The 19,839-nt window shown below is 43.6% G+C and carries 15 protein-coding genes; 10 read left to right on the forward strand and 5 right to left on the reverse strand.

Annotated features, from left to right (window positions below; genetic code table 11):
* Nucleotides 1-131 precede the first annotated feature (131 nt).
* The 5 genes from QVC79_RS04980 to QVC79_RS05000 are packed head-to-tail and all read left to right on the forward strand — an operon-like array spanning nt 132 to nt 10,867.
* Entirely contained in the window at nt 132-1,382 is a 1,251-nt protein-coding gene (locus QVC79_RS04980) for an efflux RND transporter periplasmic adaptor subunit (RefSeq protein WP_270593437.1), read from the forward strand.
* Between the two features lie 38 nt (nt 1,383-1,420).
* Nucleotides 1,421-3,808, forward strand: a complete 2,388-nt coding sequence (locus tag QVC79_RS04985) for an ABC transporter permease (RefSeq protein WP_270593436.1) — start codon at nt 1,421-1,423, stop codon at nt 3,806-3,808.
* 2 nt (nt 3,809-3,810) lie between these two features.
* Nucleotides 3,811-6,153 carry an ABC transporter permease gene (locus QVC79_RS04990; RefSeq protein ID WP_270593434.1) on the forward strand — a complete coding sequence of 781 codons (2,343 nt, stop codon included), beginning with the start codon at nt 3,811-3,813 and terminating at the stop codon, nt 6,151-6,153.
* Nucleotides 6,154-6,155: 2 nt separating this feature from the next.
* On the forward strand, nt 6,156-8,534 hold the full coding sequence (locus QVC79_RS04995; RefSeq protein WP_270593433.1) for an ABC transporter permease: 2,379 nt from the start codon (nt 6,156-6,158) through the stop codon (nt 8,532-8,534).
* A gap of 2 nt (nt 8,535-8,536) precedes the next feature.
* Nucleotides 8,537-10,867 carry an ABC transporter permease gene (locus QVC79_RS05000; RefSeq protein ID WP_270593431.1) on the forward strand — a complete coding sequence of 777 codons (2,331 nt, stop codon included), beginning with the start codon at nt 8,537-8,539 and terminating at the stop codon, nt 10,865-10,867.
* A 7-nt stretch (nt 10,868-10,874) separates the two neighbouring features.
* Here the strand turns inward: QVC79_RS05000 and QVC79_RS05005 are convergent, their stop codons facing one another.
* From QVC79_RS05005 to QVC79_RS05015, 3 genes are all read right to left on the reverse strand, one after another.
* The gene (locus QVC79_RS05005; protein WP_118301916.1) at nt 10,875-11,108 is read right to left on the reverse strand and encodes a hypothetical protein; all 234 of its coding nucleotides are present in this window, start codon (nt 11,106-11,108) and stop codon (nt 10,875-10,877) included.
* A 62-nt stretch (nt 11,109-11,170) separates the two neighbouring features.
* Complete coding sequence (locus QVC79_RS05010) at nt 11,171-12,286, reverse strand: Fic family protein (protein ID WP_270593429.1); 1,116 nt, start codon at nt 12,284-12,286, stop codon at nt 11,171-11,173.
* 16 nt (nt 12,287-12,302) lie between these two features.
* On the reverse strand, nt 12,303-14,435 hold the full coding sequence (locus QVC79_RS05015; RefSeq protein ID WP_270593428.1) for a Tex family protein: 2,133 nt from the start codon (nt 14,433-14,435) through the stop codon (nt 12,303-12,305).
* Between the two features lie 153 nt (nt 14,436-14,588).
* On the opposite strand from QVC79_RS05015, the gene QVC79_RS05020 reads away from it, so the two are divergent.
* The 5 genes from QVC79_RS05020 (at nt 14,589) to QVC79_RS05040 (ending at nt 17,686) form a co-directional block, all read left to right on the forward strand.
* Nucleotides 14,589-14,930 carry a DUF3795 domain-containing protein gene (locus QVC79_RS05020; protein ID WP_270593427.1) on the forward strand — a complete coding sequence of 114 codons (342 nt, stop codon included), beginning with the start codon at nt 14,589-14,591 and terminating at the stop codon, nt 14,928-14,930.
* A 199-nt stretch (nt 14,931-15,129) separates the two neighbouring features.
* Complete coding sequence (locus tag QVC79_RS05025; RefSeq protein WP_118261008.1) at nt 15,130-15,786, forward strand: ABC transporter ATP-binding protein; 657 nt, start codon at nt 15,130-15,132, stop codon at nt 15,784-15,786.
* Nucleotides 15,787-15,913: 127 nt separating this feature from the next.
* Nucleotides 15,914-16,516 (forward strand): BamJ family beta-barrel-assembly machinery protein, encoded by a 603-nt coding sequence (gene bamJ, locus QVC79_RS05030; protein ID WP_087422099.1) that lies wholly within the window; start codon nt 15,914-15,916, stop codon nt 16,514-16,516.
* A gap of 18 nt (nt 16,517-16,534) precedes the next feature.
* Entirely contained in the window at nt 16,535-17,239 is a 705-nt protein-coding gene (gene bamJ / locus QVC79_RS05035) for a BamJ family beta-barrel-assembly machinery protein (RefSeq protein WP_087422098.1), read from the forward strand.
* A gap of 69 nt (nt 17,240-17,308) precedes the next feature.
* The gene (locus QVC79_RS05040; RefSeq protein ID WP_087422097.1) at nt 17,309-17,686 is read left to right on the forward strand and encodes a DUF3127 domain-containing protein; all 378 of its coding nucleotides are present in this window, start codon (nt 17,309-17,311) and stop codon (nt 17,684-17,686) included.
* Between the two features lie 223 nt (nt 17,687-17,909).
* Here QVC79_RS05040 and menA read toward each other — a convergent pair whose 3' ends face one another.
* Nucleotides 17,910-18,815 carry a 1,4-dihydroxy-2-naphthoate octaprenyltransferase gene (gene menA, locus QVC79_RS05045; RefSeq protein WP_270593425.1) on the reverse strand — a complete coding sequence of 302 codons (906 nt, stop codon included), beginning with the start codon at nt 18,813-18,815 and terminating at the stop codon, nt 17,910-17,912.
* Between the two features lie 171 nt (nt 18,816-18,986).
* The gene (locus tag QVC79_RS05050; protein WP_270593424.1) at nt 18,987-19,832 is read right to left on the reverse strand and encodes a CvfB family protein; all 846 of its coding nucleotides are present in this window, start codon (nt 19,830-19,832) and stop codon (nt 18,987-18,989) included.
* Nucleotides 19,833-19,839 lie beyond the last annotated feature (7 nt).

Raw genomic sequence — 19,839 nt, forward strand, 5'->3', positions numbered from 1 at the left:
AGGGAGAGTTGAAATACTCCCTGTCTTCGGGAAGAGTCACCAGCTCCTCCTCTGTTTATAGAGGAGGTGGCAGCGAAGCTGACGGAGGAGTTCAATCTAAAATTTAAAATCTAAAAATCTAAAATAACATCGTGGATCGACTAATAGAACAAAAAAGAGGAATTAAGAGAAAACACATACCTTACCTCATCGGGGGAATATTTATTCTTTGGTTTGCCGGGTGGGCCGTGTTCGGGAATCACGAATCGGCTTTGCGGGTGGACAAGGAGAAAGTAACTATCGAGGACGTGAGCCAAGGGATTTTCCATGATTATATCCGGATCATGGGGAACGTGGAACCGTTGACATTCTCGCAGTTAACCGTGCAAGAAGGGGGAAACGTGAAAGAGATTCTCGTGGAAGAGGGAGAAATGGTGAAGGCGGGAGAGGTCATTATCCGGCTCGAAAGCAAGAATCTGGAAACGGAGATACTGAATAGCAAGGATCGGTTCGCCGAGGAAGAGAACTCCGTGCAGAATAGCTTGCTGGACTTGGAACGGGAAGAGCTGAACCTGCAACAGGAGCGGTTGACGCTGGAGCTTGACGTGGAAAGGAAGAAACGAAAATACTTGCAAAACAAGCAACTTTTCGAGGAAGACTTGATCGCCAAGGAAGAGTACCTCGTGGCCAAAGAAGATTACGAGTACGCCATCCACAACCGGGAGCTGATCACGGAAAAACAAACGAAAGATTCCATTCGCCGCCACTCGCAGGTCATTATGCTCAAGCAAAAAATGGAGAATGCCCGGCGTAACCTGCGACTGACGCAGGAACGCTATGCCCGGCTTAACGTGTGCGCCCCGATCGACGGGCAGTTGAGCGACCTGAACGTGGAGATCGGTCAGATGGTGGGGGCCGGCAGCCAGATCGGGAAGATCAACATGCTGAACGATTACAAGGTGATGACACAAATCGACGAACATTATATCGACCGGGTACGCAAGGGGCTGACTGCCACGTTGGAGCGGCAAGGTAAGGATTTCCAGATGGGGGTGATCAAAGTGTACCCCGACGTGAAGGACGGGCAGTTCAAGACAGACTTGGAGTTCACGACTACCGTCCCTCCCAATATCCGGACGGGACAGACATACCATCTGAACTTGCAACTCGGCGCGGCGGACGAATCGATACTGATTCCCAGAGGTACTTTCTACCAAAGCACCGGGGGACAATGGATATACGTGTTGTCGCCCGACGGGACAGAGGCTTTCCGACGAAAAATAAAAATCGGTAAACAGAATCCCCGTTATTATCAAGTGACGGAAGGACTCCAACCGGGTGAAAAGATCATCACGTCAGGATACGAAATGTTTGGCGACAATGAACGACTTATTTTCAAGTGATTTTTTGTACTTTGCAACACGGCTAAAAATAACACGATATGTATCATCTCAAACTGGTAGGACGTCAGATTTTTCAACGGAAAGGCTATTTCGTGATCAACACGATCGGGCTGGCCGTGGCTCTCACCGCCTCCGTATTTATTTATACTTTTCTGGTAAAAGAGTGGCAGACAAACACGTACCACGAGAATGTTGACCACATTTACCGAATCACGGTTCAAACCGACGGGAATACCCACTGGGGGGCAGAGGTTTGTAGCTCGCTGGGAGAGATTGCCAAAGCGGAACTTCCGGAAGTGACTGACTATACCCGGATCATCACGGCACGGGAGATGAAAATTCGCTGGGAGAATAACGATCACTATCAAACCGGGATTTCCTGCGGGTACGCTGACCGACAATTGTTCAGCATGTTCACGTTCCCGCTCGTGACAGGGAGTATTCAAGCCTTCGAACAACCCGGTTGGGTGGTGATTTCGGAAAGTATTGCCCGACGCTACTTCAAGGATGAGAACCCGATAGGGAAACTGGTACATCTAGAAGACCTGTATACGAGTGGCAGAGAGTCAACTTATCGAATTGCCGGGGTCATGAAGGACATGCCACCCCGTTCATCCATTCAAGCCGACGTGATTCTGGATTTTTTCGTGATAGGACATTCGTACCGGTACAACATGGGAAACGCCGTGCAGACGTTTATTCAATTAACCGACGGGGCGGATGTCCAAAAGGTTGAAGAGCAATTACTTCAAATTGAATACCGGGAGTCTGATTATATCCGGGAACAAAAGGAGCTATTACAGTTGCAACCGTTACGGGAAATGTACTTGCACTCGGATCACATACAGGACTTTGACCTCTCCTTTGCCCAAGGGTCGGGAACCTTTAACTGGATTCTGTTCGGAATCCTCTTGCTCATTCTGTCGCTGGCATTTTGTAATTACCTCATCATCAAACTAGCCCTAGCGGATAAAAACGCGGAACGGTTTGCCATACAAAAATATTTCGGGAGTAGTAATCGAAATATTTTCGTGCAGGTGTTGCAGGAAATAGGCATATATACCGTGACGGCCCTCGTCTTGACGGTCGTGCTGACCTTTATTTTTTATCCCTATTTCGCACAAATCATTTCGCCCAAGCATCCCTTCCCATTTTATTTGAGCGGAACGGAAGTCATCGGTTTCCTGCTCATCTTCCTACTGTTTACCGGATGCGTCGGGGGAATTACTTACGGGCATATCAGCCGAAAACTCAACTCTTCCGGACTGAAAAACACGATTGCCTCTTCCCGTTCGTCACTGGATTTGAAGAAAATTCTGATGATTGCCCAACTGACAATTTTCTGCGGGTTGCTTTTTTTCTCCATCGTGTTTATTCAACAAATCGATTATCTCCAAAATAAATCGCTGGGTTACAATAACCGAAACACGATTTCTTTCAATTGGCCGAATCCCTACGAGATCACGTCCCTGAAGGAAGAGTTGTCGCGACACCCGGACGTGCTGGCCGTGAGTTGCGGAGCCTTGCTCCCAATCGGGAACTGGTCGCACTGGGCTATTCATTTGGCTGAGCAACCGGAAAAAAGCATACAATCCTACTCGCTTTTGTGTGACGAAGATTTCCTCCGTACCTACCAGTTAAAACTCGTGGAAGGACGGGATGCCAAAACGAAGATCACGACACCGGGAATCTATTCCCGTAAGCCCGTGGACGTCGTGGAGATTGTCGTGAACCAGAAGTTCGTGCGGCAAATGGGATTGAGCCACCCGATTGGAACACTTCTGAGTGACGGAATCGCCAAAATGCAAATCGTGGGAATCGTGCAGGACTTCCACTTCCGTTCACTCTATGAACCGATTCAACCCGTCATGATCGGTAGTGACCTTCCGGGAGTGTCGTTCACACTCATCGTCCGGTACCGGGAAGGGAAACGAAGCGAGATGATCCATTACCTGCAACAATTATACGAAACCCGTCACCCGGAAACGCTGATGAGTTACCAAGAATATCCCTATTCCGAACTATACGAGCGGGAAATCATGCTGGGACATCTCGTGTATATATTCACGGGCATCGCCCTATTGATCGGGGGCATGGGAGTACTTGCCTTTTCCGTTTTCATCGCCGAGAGCAAGACCAAAGAGATCGCTCTCCGCAAGGTGAACGGGGCCTCGGAAAGGCAAATTATGATTTACCTGAACCGTATTTTCACGGGGCAAGTAGCGGTCGCCTGTATCGTGGGGATTCCCTGTTCCTATCTGATTTGCCGACAATGGTTGCAAGGTTTCGCGTACAAAGTCACGATAAGCCCTTGGATTACCGTTTGCGTGATCGGGGTTTCTTTGCTACTGGTGGTTCTCGTCACCGGTTGGCAAATACGCCGGGCCACACGCCGAAACCCGATTGATACCCTTAAAACCGAATGATCATGCGGATGTTCCAATATAAAATATTATTCCGGCATTGGGGTAAAAACAAAATATATCCCTGTATCTCGACATTCAGTCTGGTTATCGGTCTCACGTGCAGTACGCTACTGATCGGGTTTGCCATGCACGAACGGCAAACGGCACATTCCACGCCCGGAGAGGACCAGCTTTATGTGGTGCAAACGAAAGATAATTTTTACCACAACTCGGAATTGAAAACGTACGATACCCCGGTCGGGGCTGCCCAAAAACTACACGAGAAATACCCGCAGGTGACGGGGTACTGCACTTTCCGACAAGAATTTGTCGTCATGCACCGGGGAAAGCACAAGCTGGAGATTGATAACGCTTATAAAGTAACTCCCGGTTTCGACACGCTTTTCCAACCGGAAATGATTAGCGGGAATTTAAAACAAACTCTATCGCATCCCTTGGAAATCGCGATAACCCGGAGTTTTGCCCTCCGCACGTTCGGGAAGGAAAACCCGATGGGAGAGGTTCTCACGCTCGAAATCTACAAAGATGTATTCGTGAAGAACGGGGACGGTTACGGGGTTTCACAACAACAAGTCAACCAAGACTACACGATCACCTCAGTCATTGACGATCGCCAACCAAGTGTCCTGTATTACGAGCTTCTTTTCGGGTTATCCACGGAAGAGATTGCCCGGCAACCTTTCAGCACTTCGTGGTATCATAACGTGGTGCAAGTGCAAGCGGGAAGTGATCTATCCGTCCTGCAAGAAAAGGATGAAAACGCCACCCCGCTTTTCCTGCTCCCCATCGAACAGGCGTACTACACGAAAGATTATTCCGAGAACCGACTTTTCAGGTACCGGGATTATAAACAGTTGCAAACCAGCCTGTATATCGCACTACTTATTCTAATTATCGCTTGTTTTAATCACGTGAATATCAACATGACCCGTTCGTTCCAACGTCTGCTTTATTCCGGCCAGCAACTGATACACGGGGCTTCCCGGAACGAAATCCGGTGGCAGGTGATTCAAGAAACAGCACTCCAAGTAGGCTTTGCTTTCGTTATTTCACTGGCATTGATTTACACGGTGTTACCGACGTTTAATGCCTTTATGGATTCCAAGCTGGCTTTTGTCGATCTGTTCCGGGGAGAAACGCTACCGATCATTTCCTATACCCTTGTCGCCGTGATCCTGTTCCCGTCAATTTATATCCTGTACAAAGCGGAACGGGTGGCTCTGGCCGATATTCTAAGGAAAAATTACACGTTTCATCGCTCGCTGATTGCCGGAATTATTGTTGTCCAATTCACGATTTCGATCATTTTACTGGCCCTTTTCCTCACGATAAAAAAGCAGACCGAATATATCACACACATTCGCCCGGACGCGGAATCGATTGTTTCCATAGAACACGAATATACTCCCGACGAACATTCGTGGAAGACATTCAAGGAGCAAGTGATCACGCTACCGGAAGTTGTTGACTACACCTCTACCCTCCCGCTCATGAACGGGGCCATCGCTAACCGGGAGTTTAATGCCAACACGTTAAAGATGGATCAACGCTTTTTCCGTTTTTATCACGCTGAACTCGTGGCAGGGGATTCCTTGTGTCATGCTACCGATGTTTCGATCCACAAGGTGTTGGTGAATGAATCGCTGATCAGAAAGAAACAGATCGAAAACCCAGTCGGGCAATCTTTTTCACATGACGGGATGGACTTCGTAATTTGCGGTGTCATCAAGGATTACGCTATTGATCACGTCACGAACGAGGTCGAACCGTTAATTATCATCCGGGAGACGGATGACTGGGTAAACGCCAGAGGCACGGTAATTAAAACCCGACCGGGAGAGGTTGAGGCCACGATTGCCCGGATGCAGAGCTTGTGGGAAACGATCGCTCCTGATGAATCTCCGTTGGTTTTTACTTCTTTGGCCGAGATTTACAGGGATATACACAAGGAAGAGTTCCGGACGGCACGAATCGTTTCCGTATTCACATGGATCAGTATGCTACTCTCTTGCATGGGATTATTCGGGTTAGCGTGGTATTCGGTTGAATGTCGGACAAAAGAAATTTGCCTGCGGAAAGTCAACGGAGCAACCGAGAAGCAAATCGTACTGCTCGTGTGCGGACGTTTTGTGAAATGGATGATTTGGACCTCACTTCTCGGTATTCCAATCGCTTGGTATTTGGCTAACGCATGGATTTCACAATTCGTGTACAGGGCCGAGTTATCCCCGTGGATTTTTATCACGAGTATATTGCTCGTAATCATGATAGGCATTATTACCGTGATTCGCCAATCTTGGTATGCCGCAACACTAAACCCAATAGATTCCCTTAAAACCGAATAGCCATGTTTAAGCAATATTTTAAATTCATAGTACGCAAGCTTTCCCGCAACAGGGTTTACACTGTGATCAATATTGTCGGGTTGTCCATTGCCTTTTCTGCCGCTTGGCTGATATACAGTCACACGTCAAACGAGTGGAATATGGACGGGTATTTGAAAAACAGCGACAATATTTACCGGGTGATCACCCGATACGGTGATGAGGATTTCTGGAATTGCCGAACCAACACGCCATTCGGTCCTGCAGCAAAACGAACATTTCCGGAAATCGTACAGGTAGCACGCTATTTTCAAAAAGATTATCGCATAAAAATAAAGGATGACCAAGATTTTACCATAGAACCTAAACTTGCATTTGTCGATCCTCCGTTCTTTGATCTGTTCGAGATTCCCGTGATACAAGGGAAAATTGACACAACCGTTTTTTCATGGATCGTGTTCACGGAAACAAGTGCCAAACGCTACTTTAACAAGGAGAACCCGATTGGAAAGACGGTAACCATTAAAGATGGAATCAATAACAGAAAAAAAGACATCAAATGCCAAGTCGTTGCTGTTATAAAAGATTTTCCGGCGAACTCGACGATTCAAGCAAACATCATCGTGGATTGCCGACAGGGAATCCCATATTTTGATGAACATCGAGGAAATTACTCTTTGTACACCTATTTTCATATCCTACCAACCGCAGACCTTCGAGCTATCGAAAAGAAATTACCGACAATCGCATCCAATATGCCGGACGACGTTAACCATTACAGTCACAGACTTCAACCCCTGAAAGATATTTATTTTCATTCCGATCATCTACGAGAAGATGAATTGTTACGGGGTTCTCAATCCCTAACCTATTTATTATGGAGTATCACAATTCTTATTCTACTACTTGCTGCCGGAAACTTCCTACTTATCCGAATTGCCCAACAAGACCGGGATTCTTCCCGTTTTGCCATACACAAATGTTATGGAGCCAGCAACAAGCATTTATTCTATCAATTGCTCGGTGAAATCGGGTTACAGACAGGAGTTATTCTTCTACTCTCGTGTATTTTGACCTATGGATTGCATCCTTATTTTATCCAAATCTTGTCACCGGAGCATATTTATCCATTTGAACTTTTCAACCTTTCCAATTTCGTATTTGTAGGATTTATATGTCTGATTATGGGGATCATTTGCTCCATTTTATACTTTCACTTTAAACATCATGTTAGCCGGGAAGGTGTGAGAGGTATGCTCCAACCCAAACCACAACAGATAAATCTTTCCAAAATTTTAACCATATTACAAATCGGTATTTTCACCTCATTACTTTTTTATTGTACCATCATTATTTCACAAATTAATTTTATAAAAAACAAACCACTAGGGATAGATACGGAACATATCCTTCAAGTTGGCTGGTTTGACAATTCCCGCAGCTATCAACCTCTAAAAGAAGAATTACTTCAGCATCCCGGAATTCTTTATGTATGTAACGGTATGAGTATACCTTTTACTTACATACCCTCCATCGAGAAAATACCCCTTCTCACAGAGCCGGAAAAACAAATTGATGTTGTATGTGCATACGGGGACGAAGACTTTACCAATGTATATAAAATTCCGATTATTGAAAGTCAGGAGTTTACTCCTATCGAATTTAATCCCTCGCCTGAAAATAATTACTCATCAACAACCGACGTGTGGGTAAATAAAAAATTCGTGGAAACGTTCAAACTGGATCACCCTCTAGGAATGATCCTAAACCAGCAACATTCTGTTCACTATCGAATTACAGGAGTTACGGAAGATTATCACACGCAATCACTCCATTACCCGGTACGCCCCACGATGATTTTACCGCCATCCTCGTATTTATTATTAATACGTTACCAACCGGGAAAACGGCAAGAGATTCTTGAATATCTGCAAGACTTATATCTATCCCGAAACCCAGAATATATTTTCGAGTGCAAGGAATATAATTACTCAGACCTATACCAAAAAGACATGGCCTTTATGGAACTCGTGATCCTGTTTTCACTGATCGCCATTCTAATCGGTGGTATGGGGATATTCGCTTTTGCCATATTCATGGTGGAAAGCAAAACGAGGGAGATCGCCCTTCGGAAAGTAAACGGGGCATCGGAACGACAAATCATGTTACTATTTAACCGACAATTCATGACAAAAGTTCTCGTGGCCTGCGTGATCGGTCTGCCGATAGCGTACTACGCCTCCCGGAAATGGCTGGAAAACTACGCTTACAGGATAGAAATACAACCTTGGATTTTCGTACTTACCATCGTTATATCCCTTTGTATTGTTCTGCTCGTGACCAACTGGCAGATCCGGCAAGCATCAAGAAATAACCCGATAGATACCCTTAAAACCGAATAATCATGCAAAACGTTCAATTCAAAATCATATTTCGAGGTTGGCTAAAAAACAAGACCTACACGCTGATTTCTTTGATCAGCCTGATCACGGGGATCACGTGTTGCACGCTGCTCGTTACTTTCGTGATACACGAATATAATATCGCTCATTCTATCTTGAATAGTAAAAATAGTTATCTTGTTCAGGAGCAAAGGAAACAAGACGTCCATCCCAATGATGCTTTCATTTCCGGGGAAAGCGGGGTTCAACTAAAAAACATTTATCCAGAAGTGAAAGCCTATTGTGTATTCCGGAATGAACATCTTCTTTTCAGTGAAAAAGCGGAAGAACCGGACTACATGGATGCTTATTCTGTTACACCCAACTTCACCGACTTTTTTAAACTTCCCCTTTTATCGGGAGATTTACGCAAAACACTCTCATCCCCCAATGAAATTGCCGTTACCCGGTCTTTTGCCCGCCAACAATTCGGAATTGCTAACCCTATTGGGAAATCTCTCACATTAGGGCGCTATATTGTTCATTTTGACGGGGAGAAAAATATCTACAAAAAGATATTCGAACCTTGTACAATCACAACTGTTATTGACGATTCGCAAAAGAATTTTCTCCATTTTGGGATATTACGAGGATTACCGGACGAAGAAATATCAAAAGTTACCGGATTCTCTTTTTACATTTTTATCGAGCTTTCGTCTAAAGTTACAGCTCCAAATTTCCTAACAAAAATAAATGATCGGAACGAAGAAGTATTTAAGGATAGAACGATCTATCTAAAACCTGTTGAACAACTTTATTTTTCAAAAGCAAAATATTTATACGAGGACGGATTAATCTTTAAACGTGATCCTTCTTTCGTTTATTTAGGCATGGGAGTTGCCATACTCATATTTATCATCGCTTGCTTCAACCACATCAACATTTGTCTGACCCGTACCATACAACAATTAAAAACAACCGGGATTCAACTTATTTCGGGAGAATCAAAACAAGGAATACGTAAACAGTTAATCATGGAAACCGGATTACTCGTTATGTTTTCCTTTATCGTATCTATTGGTATTATCCATATTCTTATTCCTTATTTCAACACATTCATTACTTCCGATTTATGTCTATCGGATTTATATGCCGGATATACTCCACTGGTGCTAATTCTTTTACTCGGTACAATTATCATCATACCTCCTTTATACGTGATCCTAAAAATCAACAAAAATTCTCTATCTGAAATTCTAAAGAATGAAAACAAACAAAAAAACATTCTTATTCGCAATATTGTGATTACCCAGTTTACCATATCCATTATCCTGACGACAACAGTGGTAAACATTCACCACCAGATGGACTTCGCAACACATTGCCGTCCACACGCCAATGAAATCTTGATATTAGGATGGGGACTTTACACGGTAGAAGATGAAACGACGAAAGCTTTTTATGACCAACTCTCTTCCATCCCGGAGATCACGCACCGAACGATGAGCGCTATCACTCAAAATTGCACTTACGGACTAGATAATATGTACGTGGCTTGCACAGACGCCGATCTCTCGTTCTTTGATTTTTATGATATACAACTTTTGGAAGGAAGACTTTTCTCTCCGGGAAAACAAGGATTACATGAAGCCATCGTGAACGAGACTTTTCTAAAGAAACAAGGGATAACAGAGCCTTTAGGTAAAACCTTCCAAATATGGGATGAAACCTACACGATCGTCGGGGTCGTTGCCGATTATCCAAGAGATAAACTCACCCGAGAGATCACGCCATTATTTATTCGATTCAGTGATACCGGGTCTGATCGTCATATTATCCGTATTCAACCCGGTACCCGAAAAATAGTCGAAGAAAAGATTAATGCACTTTGGAAACAAATTGCTCCCGGAGCAATCGAAATAAAAACTTGTAGTCTGTCTGAACGCTACATGGAGTTTCACGAAGAAGAGTTACAAGTAATGAAAATTCTTTCAATATTTTCCTATATCAGCATTTTGCTAGCCGGTTTAGGATTATTCGGATTAGCATGGTTCTCCGTGGAGAACAGGCGGAAAGAGATCAGCCTCCGTAAAATCAACGGGGCCAGTGAAAACCAAATCGCCGTGTTACTATGCGCCCGTTTTATCAAATGGATTCTAGTTGCTTTTTGCATCGGGGCGCCGATTGCCTATTACTGCTCAGTACAGTGGCTCACACAGTTCGTTTATAAAAACGAAATTTCTCCGGTATCATTTATCTTTATCGGTATAGCGGCAGTCGTTATTGGCACGCTGACCGTCGCATGGCAAGCATTTAAAGCCTCCCGGATGAATCCGGTAGATACTATAAAATAGGGGAAAGTCAAGCGTTCTTTCCCCTATCCAAATCATTCTCGTCTGGTTCCGTACCCAAGGCATCGGACTCTTCTTTTACCTCGTCCATGTAATTAGCCAAATTATCCCGGGCATCATCATCGTCATTCTCCAGAATTTCACCTAAAGCGTTTATATATGCCTCGTGTAATTTCTCATCATCTTCGGGTGTCAGATGCTTTTTCACATCCATATTCTCTTGTTTCTTTTCCTTCTCTTTCATAACCGTGTTCGTTTGAATTTATACACGTGAAACGAAAGAAAAGGAAAAAAGTTTATAAAAATTTAGTCATGTAACTCATTATATATTGCCATACCCTTTACTGTCAACAAATATTTTTGCCGAGGATGATTAGGCTTTTCCGGGTATAGTAATCTTATAAAACCATTTTTCATTGCCGGATTGATATAATTCTCCAAAAACGTAGGACGGTGTTTCAGCTTCAGTTTTTCCATTAACTGTTTAAGAGTATATTGCTCATCTCCTATTGACAACAAAAGAATACGTTCTTGTCCGGTAAGTTGTTCGGTAAGTTGTTCGGTAGTTGTTCGGTTATCGGTAGATTCCACCTTCTCTCGTATTTCTTCAGGAAATTGGATGAGCATATATCTATTTTTTAATTCGTTTTTCTCTCCCATCAGTAAATTACGAAAAAAACGTTCTAAATATTCAGTATCACGTGTAATACTTTTTTGAATATTCTGATAATTAGCTCGTACCAAAGCATTCCTAAAATACCAAGAATGATTGGCAAAAAGATTATTCTCAACATTGAATCCCATAGAACGTAAATATTGGATAGTAAAAACGGCTGTTGTCCGAGTATTTCCTTCCCCAAAAGGATGTATCTGCCATAATCCTGATACAAATTTCGCCACATGACTTGTAACTTGTACTATACTCAAACCGGTATAGTCAAACCCTTTCTCTTGTTCAAGATCATATTCCATGGCCTTACGAATATCTGGAGCGGAAACATATAGCACCGTATCACCTCGAAGGACCCATTCTTTTTTAATAATATTATAGTCCCGAATTTTTCCTGCAAATTTAAATACGCCATCAAATATACGTCGATGAATAGCTATAAATCCCGCTACAGTAAAAGCAAATGTCCGTTCACTTAACAACTTAGCAATATTAGCCGACACCTTATCGGCCTCTTCCGTATCATCAGCATCATTTACACGATCGCCTTTTGACTCGTAATAATTCTTGATAAGCTGACGAGCCTCGTCAATTGTTATATCCCCTTCTATGTTCCGACGAGCTGTTTCGATTAAGTATTCCGACGGTTTTAATCCATCGACAGCCTGTAAACCAATTGCAGTTTGCCATACATAACCTTTTTCCCGTTTATGAGGTTCATTTTGCTTTATATATTCTTCGAAATCATTCATGCTAAATTTTCTTATTTTATGCCTGCTTAATCGAAAGACCGATACGTTTCCGTACCTTATCAACCTGCACGATTTTCACTGAAACATGCTGATTCAAAGAAAGTACATCCGCCGGGTTCGAAATATATTTATCGGCAATCTCGGATATGTGTACTAGTCCGTCCTGTTTCACGCCAATATCCACGAAGGCTCCGAAGTTCGTCAGATTAGTCACGATACCCGGAACAACCATCCCGATCTCCAAATCGTCGATCGTGTGAATGTTGTCAGCGAAACTGAATACTTTAGCCACGGAACGGGGGTCACGCCCCGGTTTCTTGAGTTCATCCACGATGTCTTTCAACGTGGGTAGCCCAATCCGGTCATTCACGTAACGGGATAGTTCAATCTTATTACAAGTCTCCTCGTTACCAATCAACGATTTCAACGGGATGCCCAAGTCTTTTGCCATCCGTTCTGCCACGGCGTATGATTCCGGATGCACGGATGAATTATCCAAGGGATTTTCGGCCCCCTCGATACGAAGGAACCCGGCACACTGTTCGAATGCCTTCTCTCCCATACGTTTCACTTTTTTCAATTCGCTGCGACTACGGAATGCCCCGTTCTCCTTGATATAAGTAACCACATTTTCTGCCAAAGTCGGCCCCAATCCGGAGACGTAAGTCAACAAGTACTTGCTTGCCGTGTTCACGTTCACCCCAACCCGGTTCACACACGACTCGACCACCCGATCCAAACTCTCTTTCAATTTGGATTGATCGACATCATGCTGGTATTGCCCTACCCCGATAGACTTCGGGTCAATTTTTACCAACTCGGCCAATGGGTCCATCAGCCGACGCCCTATCGACACGGCACCGCGAACCGTTACATCATACTGCGGGAACTCGTCCCGGGCTATCTTAGAGGCCGAATAAATCGATGCCCCGCTTTCACTCACGACAAACACTTGTATATCCCGGTCATAACGTAAACTCTGGATAAACCGTTCGGTCTCACGTCCTGCCGTACCGTTACCGATAGCAATCGCCTCGATCCGGTACGAGTTTACCAGATTGGTAACCTTATTAGCCGCCTGTTTCACCTCGTTTTGTGGCGGGTGAGGATAAATGGTTTCATTATGCACCAGATTTCCCGTTTCATCCAGACAAACAACCTTACATCCCGTGCGGAACCCCGGGTCTATACCCAACACCCGCCTATTCCCAAGAGGCGGAGCCAAAAGCAATTGACGCAGATTCTCGGCAAACACCTTAATCGCTTCTTCATCTGCTTTCTGCTTACCGCTTTGCAGGTACTCGGTCTCGATAGACGAAAGCAACAAACGTTTATACCCGTCTTTCACCGCCATGGTCACCTGCTCGGCACTCTCGTTACGACCTTTCACGAATATTCTTTCCAAAGACTCGATCGTTTCCTCTTCCGGAATTTCAATCGCCACTTTCAGAATACCTTCAGCCTCCCCCCGACGAATCGCTAACATACGGTGGGAAGGAATCCTCCGCAAAGGCTCCGAATAATCGAAATAATCCGTGAACTTCTCCCCTTCTTCCTCTTTCCCCTTCACAACTTTCGCCTTTACTACTGCCACCCGGTCAAAAGAGCGACGCACGGTGTTTCTTGCCCGGTCATTCTCGCTGACCCACTCGGCAATAATATCCCTAGCACCCTGCAAAGCCTCTTCTTCATTCTCCACGTCATTCTTCACGAAACGAGCCGCTTTGTCCCATACATCCCCGTTATCCTGTTTCATCAACATGGCAGCCAAAGGTTCCAATCCCTTTGCTTTTGCCTTTGATGCCCGAGTTTGTTTCTTCGGTTTATAAGGCAGGTAAATATCTTCCAGTTCTCGTAAATCTGTACAATGCTCTATCTGTTTCCGTAATTCCGGGGTCAGTTTCTCCTGCAGCTCGATACTCTCCAACACCGTCTTTTTCCGCTTTTCCAGTTCCTTGAACTGCTCGTAAATCTCTCGTACCTGTCCCACCTGCACCTCGTCCATACTCCCGGTCATCTCTTTCCGATAACGGGAAATAAAAGGTATCGTGGCTCCTTCATCCAGTAACCCCAATAAATTTTTTATATATCTACTCTCAAAACCACTCTTTTGTGTCACGAAGGTGACCGGATCTATATAATATTCCATACGTAATTGATTTTAGATTGCTAAGATACACACTCTTTATTTAATCGCTATCTCTATCCATCAAATAAATTCATCGAATCACGTGAAGTAATCCTAGGTAGCGATCTAATATTTCTTATCTTTGTCTAAAACTTAAATCAAACATACCCTATTATGAAACAATTAATCGCCTGTTGTGGATTAGATTGCGAAAACTGCGATGCCCGTATCGCCACAATCAATAACGATGACAAGTTAAGAGAAGAAACCGCTCAAAAATGGAGTGTCATGAACAACACGTCGGAAATCACACCGGAAACTATTAATTGCACGGGTTGCCGTGTTGACGGGTCTAAATTCGCCTATTGCAGCAATTATTGTGAAATCCGGAAATGTGTTCAAACAAAAGGATTCAATACCTGTGGCGATTGTAAAGAACTGGATCATTGCCCGACCATCGGTCTTATTTTCCAGCATAACCCCAGTGCAAAAGAAAATCTTTTATCATCAATTTAAAATCACCTTCTTGCCTTGGATTCATTACAACAGCATAACTTTATTATGCCTACAAGCATATTTACATCTATCATTGAAATAAAAATAATCAACAGGATTATCCAAAATTGAAAATTATTATCTTTACCATCAAATAATAAATGTTGGTTAGCGGGTTGGAATCACTAAATCGGAAATCATAAATCAAGAAATCAATCAGGTGATAGAAATTAAAAATATAGTCAAAAGCTACGGCGAACTAAAAGTGCTGAAAGGAATTGATCTCACGATAAAAGAAAAAGAGATCGTAACGATCGTCGGGGCTAGCGGTGCCGGGAAAAGTACGTTATTACACATTTTGGGAACACTCGATACCCCGGACGAGGGTGAACTATTGTATGATTCCGTGAACATTGCCCGGTTATCCTCCAACAAACTATCGGAATTCCGAAATAATAACATCGGGTTTGTATTCCAATTCCATCACTTATTACCGGAATTCACTGCGTTGGAAAATGTTTGCATCCCGGCATGGATCAAAGGAACCGGAAAAAAAGAAGCGGAGCTGCGGGCCATGGAACTACTGACCCTTCTCGGTCTGGCAGACCGGGTGAGCCACAAACCCAATCAACTATCCGGCGGGGAACAACAACGAGTTTCCGTTGCAAGGGCTCTCGTCAATCATCCCCGGGTCGTGCTGGCCGATGAACCTTCCGGAAACCTGGACACCCGTACCAAAAATGAATTACACCAGTTATTCTTCACTTTACGGGAAGAACTCGGACAAACATTCGTAATCGTCACGCATGACACGGAACTAGCCCGTATGTCAGACAGACAAATAAAATTAAATGACGGAATGCTAATGAATGAATAAAATGAACCTTCCGGCACGATTTTCTCGTATCGCGAATAAAACACGAAAACCTGTTTGTGTTTTCGCACAATGTTCTTACATTTGCATCTTAATGAACAAAATATTTATTTATTAATTAAACCTTTCAATGAAATATACAGAAGAGTTAGACAAAGTGAGTTATTGTTTCGGTCTAAGTATTGCAAGTAATCTCCTTTCTTCAGGTGTGAACACCATTAATACAGAAGCTTTTGTTGACGCTATCAGAACAGTCTATGCAGGCCAGATGCCGGAAATCAAACCGGAAGAGGCTAACCAGATTTTGCAGGACTATTTTAACAAACTGCAAAATGAAAGAGGTAAAGCTGCCAAGGAAGCCGGAGAACAATTTTTAAACGATAACAAGAGCAAAGAAGGCGTGGTTACCCTAGAAAGCGGATTACAATATAAAGTAATTTCCACCGGAAACGGGGCTATTCCGAAAAGTAGCGATACTGTAAAATGCCACTATGAAGGACGCCTGATTAATGGTGCCGTGTTCGACTCTTCCATCCGCCGTGGCGAACCGGCTGAATTCCCGGTTAACGGAGTTATTGCCGGTTGGGTTGAGGCTCTTCAATTAATGCCCGTGGGTTCAAAATGGCAACTATACATTCCTTCTGATCTAGCTTACGGCCCTCACGGTGCAGGACAGGCGATCGGACCGAACGAGACCTTGATTTTTGATATCGAATTATTAGATATAGTATAATTTAATTTACGAAAAACTATGAACGCAAAAAATCTAATTTTAGGTTTATCTGTTGCTGCAATCGGTTTATCTAGCTGCTGCAACACTTCTACAAAAACGAATGTATCGCTGAAAAACGAGGCCGATACAGCAAGTTTCTATATTGGTTACATGTACGGTTCTAACATCACTGGAAACGGTATTGAAGACATCAACATGGACGCTATCATCGCCGGAATGAACAGTGCCTTACAGAAAAAAGACGCTCCTGCCGACATGATGCAAATGAATATGTTTTTACAGAAATATACTCAAAAAGCCATGATGGCTAAAGCTGAAAAAGCATTGAAAGCCGGAGAAGAATTCTTGGCAGCAAACGCTAAGAAAGATGGTATCAAAACTACCGAAAGCGGACTTCAATACAAAATTGAAAAAGAAGGAACCGGAGCTATCCCGGCAGATACCAGTGTTGTTAGAGTTCACTACAAAGGAACTTTGATTGACGGAACCGAGTTTGACTCTTCATACAAGAGAGGCGAGCCTACCGAATTTCCTGTAAACCGGGTGATCAAAGGTTGGACGGAAGCATTACAATTAATGCCTGTTGGTTCTAAATGGACGCTTTATATCCCGTCAAACTTGGCATACGGACCTCAAGGAGCCAGAGGTGCTATCGGACCGAACGAAACGTTGATTTTCGAAGTTGAATTAATCGACATCGTTGACCCGAACGCTCAAAAATAATTTATTATTTGATATTTAAACAGCTAGCAAGCCCAAGGACTCTTGGGCTTGTTTCTAATCAGAAAAACAATGAATTACGAAGTTACCGGAAAATTAATTTACAAAGAAGCTACACAAAAAATCAGTGATCGTTTCCAGAAGAGAGAATTCGTGATAGAAGTTGAAAACGAGAAGAATCCACAGTGGAACGACTTCGTAAAAGTTCAATTGATCCAAGACCGGTGTGATCTATTAGAGACTATTCAATTGAACGAGAATATTAAAGTGTATTTCAATTTGCGTGGCCGCAAATGGGAGAACAACGGACAGGTTTCTTATTTCACGAACCTCGAAGGTTGGAGAATTGAGAAAGTTCAAGCGGAAGCCCCGATGATGGGCGCCCCGGTACCGGAATACAAGGTGGAAGACATTCCTCCCATGCCGGAAGCCGACGATCTTCCTTTCTAAACGGAAATACTAGTATTAAAAGGGGCTATCTCAAAAGTCATTTTATTTCAAAAAACTCCTCCGTCACTTCGTGCCACCTCCTCTATAAACAGAGGAGGAGCTGGTGACTCTTCCCGAAGACAGGGAGTATTTCAACTCTCCCTCTGTTTATAGAGGGAGTACCCCGAAGGGGGGAGGGAGTTGAAAAATGACTTTTGGGACAGTTTTTTTTTAATACCATAATCTAACAACTCAATAATTGACCAAAACCTAATAAAAGCGCTATCAACAACGTCGTTATCGAAAGAAATTTCAATTGAGAATCCAAGGCTCTTCCTTCTCCCCAATAGACAGACTTCAGATGCATTGCCAGCAACGGTAGCGTTAACAAAAAGAGATAGCCCGTCCATCCGGCAGGATGCAGCACGGAGTACTCCACTAGACAAATCACAGCCAATAGCGTGATCACGAAATGATATATCTTTGCTCCCCGTATTCCCAAGATAACCGGGATGGTACGCTTGCCACAAACCGAGTCATTCTCGATGTCGCGGATATTATTCATATTCAAAACACCGGAAGAGAGAAAACCGATGGCTGCGGCCGGCAATACACATATCCAAGGTAAAACACCGGACATGGCAAAATAACTTCCCATCACGCTCACTAACCCGAAAAAAATAAACACGAAAAGATCACCCAGTCCCCGGTAACCATAAGCGCTCTTCCCGACCGTGTATTTCACGGCGGCCACGATAGATGCGCCTCCGGCAATAAACAAAGAAATACTTTTCCAATTCAACAAATCCCGAAATGCCTCATAGATTAACAGACTTCCGGTGATGATCGCTATTACCCCGAAAACAATCATGGCCTGTACCATTTCCCGCATACTCAAAGCTCCACTTTGGGCGCTCCGGATAGGCCCTAAACGATGTTCATTATCCGTTCCCTTGGTTAAATCCCCCACCTCATTCGCCAGATTAGACAATATTTGTAAGGCAACCGTGGTGAGCATGGCCCACACGAAGGTCGTTGTTTTAAAATACCCATCGCTTGCTGCCAACAAAGAACCTAGTAATACACCCGATAAGGATAAAGGTAATGTTCTTAACCGAAAACTCGTGATATATGCCCGAACTTTAGACATGTATTCATTCAGATTTTAAATTAAACTCCTCCGTCAGCTTCGCTGCCACCTCCTCTATAAACAGAGGAGGAGCTGGTAACTCTTCCCTAAGTCGAAAAGTAATTCAACTCTCCCTCTGTTTATAGAGGGAGCACCCGAAGGGGGAGGGAGTTCATTTTTTATTTTCAACTTTTAATTCTCCATTTTCAACTTCAGCTCCTTCTCCCCGATAATAACCTTATGCTGTTTGAACAAACCGCCAACCGTCTTTTTGTAGTTCTTTTTGCTACAACCGAAAAGGCGATATATCTCGTCCGGATCGCTCTTATCCGATACAGCTAAGGAACCTCCATTTTCTTCCAGCTTTTTCAGTATCAAGGCTGCCAAACGATCAATTTGTTCATGACCATCATTTTTTTGCAGGATACAATCAATTTTCCCGTCTTCCCGGATTGTCTTTATATAACCGGTCAGGTGCTGCCCGATGGTTATAGGTTGGAATATCTCGTTACGATAGATAATTGCCTCATGGCTATTATTGACAATAACATTATACCCTAAATCCGTACGACGAGCAACGATTAACTCAACCTCCTGCCCCAATTCATACTCTGCCGGAGTCTTATCCAAGAAACGACTTAATCTCGTGGAAGCAACAATACGATCCGTCGTTTTATCCACGTAAACATAAACCAAGTATTCACGCCCCACAATCATTTCTTCCCGCTGTTCCCGGAAAGGAACCAGCAAATCCTTACGCAATCCCCAGTCCAAAAAAGCTCCTACTCGACTCGTACCCACCACCTTCATCAAGGCAAAATCACCCACAACGGCTTTAGGTGTTGTCATCGTGGCAATCACCCGGTCTTCCGAATCAAAATAAATGAAAACTTTTAATTCATCGCCTTCCTTACATTCAGCCGGAGTCGTCTCTTTCGGTAACAAAATCTCTCCCCAATACTCTCCTCCATCCAGATAAACTCCAAAATCCACGATCTTAACGACTTTCAATATATTATATTCTCCTAACTTTATCATATTCTGT

It is taken from the genome of Butyricimonas sp. (assembly GCF_019423355.1).
Classification (GTDB): Bacteria; Bacteroidota; Bacteroidia; order Bacteroidales; family Marinifilaceae; genus Butyricimonas; species Butyricimonas faecihominis.

Coding starts and splice junctions, on each gene's coding strand:
- QVC79_RS04985 (WP_270593436.1), top strand. CDS start 1,421: ATGTATCATCTCAAACTGGTAGGACGTCAGATTTTTCAACGGAAAGGC.
- QVC79_RS04990 (WP_270593434.1), top strand. CDS start 3,811: ATGCGGATGTTCCAATATAAAATATTATTCCGGCATTGGGGTAAAAAC.
- QVC79_RS04995 (WP_270593433.1), top strand. CDS start 6,156: ATGTTTAAGCAATATTTTAAATTCATAGTACGCAAGCTTTCCCGCAAC.
- QVC79_RS05000 (WP_270593431.1), top strand. CDS start 8,537: ATGCAAAACGTTCAATTCAAAATCATATTTCGAGGTTGGCTAAAAAAC.
- QVC79_RS05005 (WP_118301916.1), bottom strand. CDS start 11,108: ATGAAAGAGAAGGAAAAGAAACAAGAGAATATGGATGTGAAAAAGCAT.
- QVC79_RS05010 (WP_270593429.1), bottom strand. CDS start 12,286: ATGAATGATTTCGAAGAATATATAAAGCAAAATGAACCTCATAAACGG.
- QVC79_RS05015 (WP_270593428.1), bottom strand. CDS start 14,435: ATGGAATATTATATAGATCCGGTCACCTTCGTGACACAAAAGAGTGGT.
- QVC79_RS05020 (WP_270593427.1), top strand. CDS start 14,589: ATGAAACAATTAATCGCCTGTTGTGGATTAGATTGCGAAAACTGCGAT.
- bamJ (WP_087422099.1), top strand. CDS start 15,914: ATGAAATATACAGAAGAGTTAGACAAAGTGAGTTATTGTTTCGGTCTA.
- bamJ (WP_087422098.1), top strand. CDS start 16,535: ATGAACGCAAAAAATCTAATTTTAGGTTTATCTGTTGCTGCAATCGGT.
- QVC79_RS05040 (WP_087422097.1), top strand. CDS start 17,309: ATGAATTACGAAGTTACCGGAAAATTAATTTACAAAGAAGCTACACAA.
- menA (WP_270593425.1), bottom strand. CDS start 18,815: ATGTCTAAAGTTCGGGCATATATCACGAGTTTTCGGTTAAGAACATTA.
- QVC79_RS05050 (WP_270593424.1), bottom strand. CDS start 19,832: ATGATAAAGTTAGGAGAATATAATATATTGAAAGTCGTTAAGATCGTG.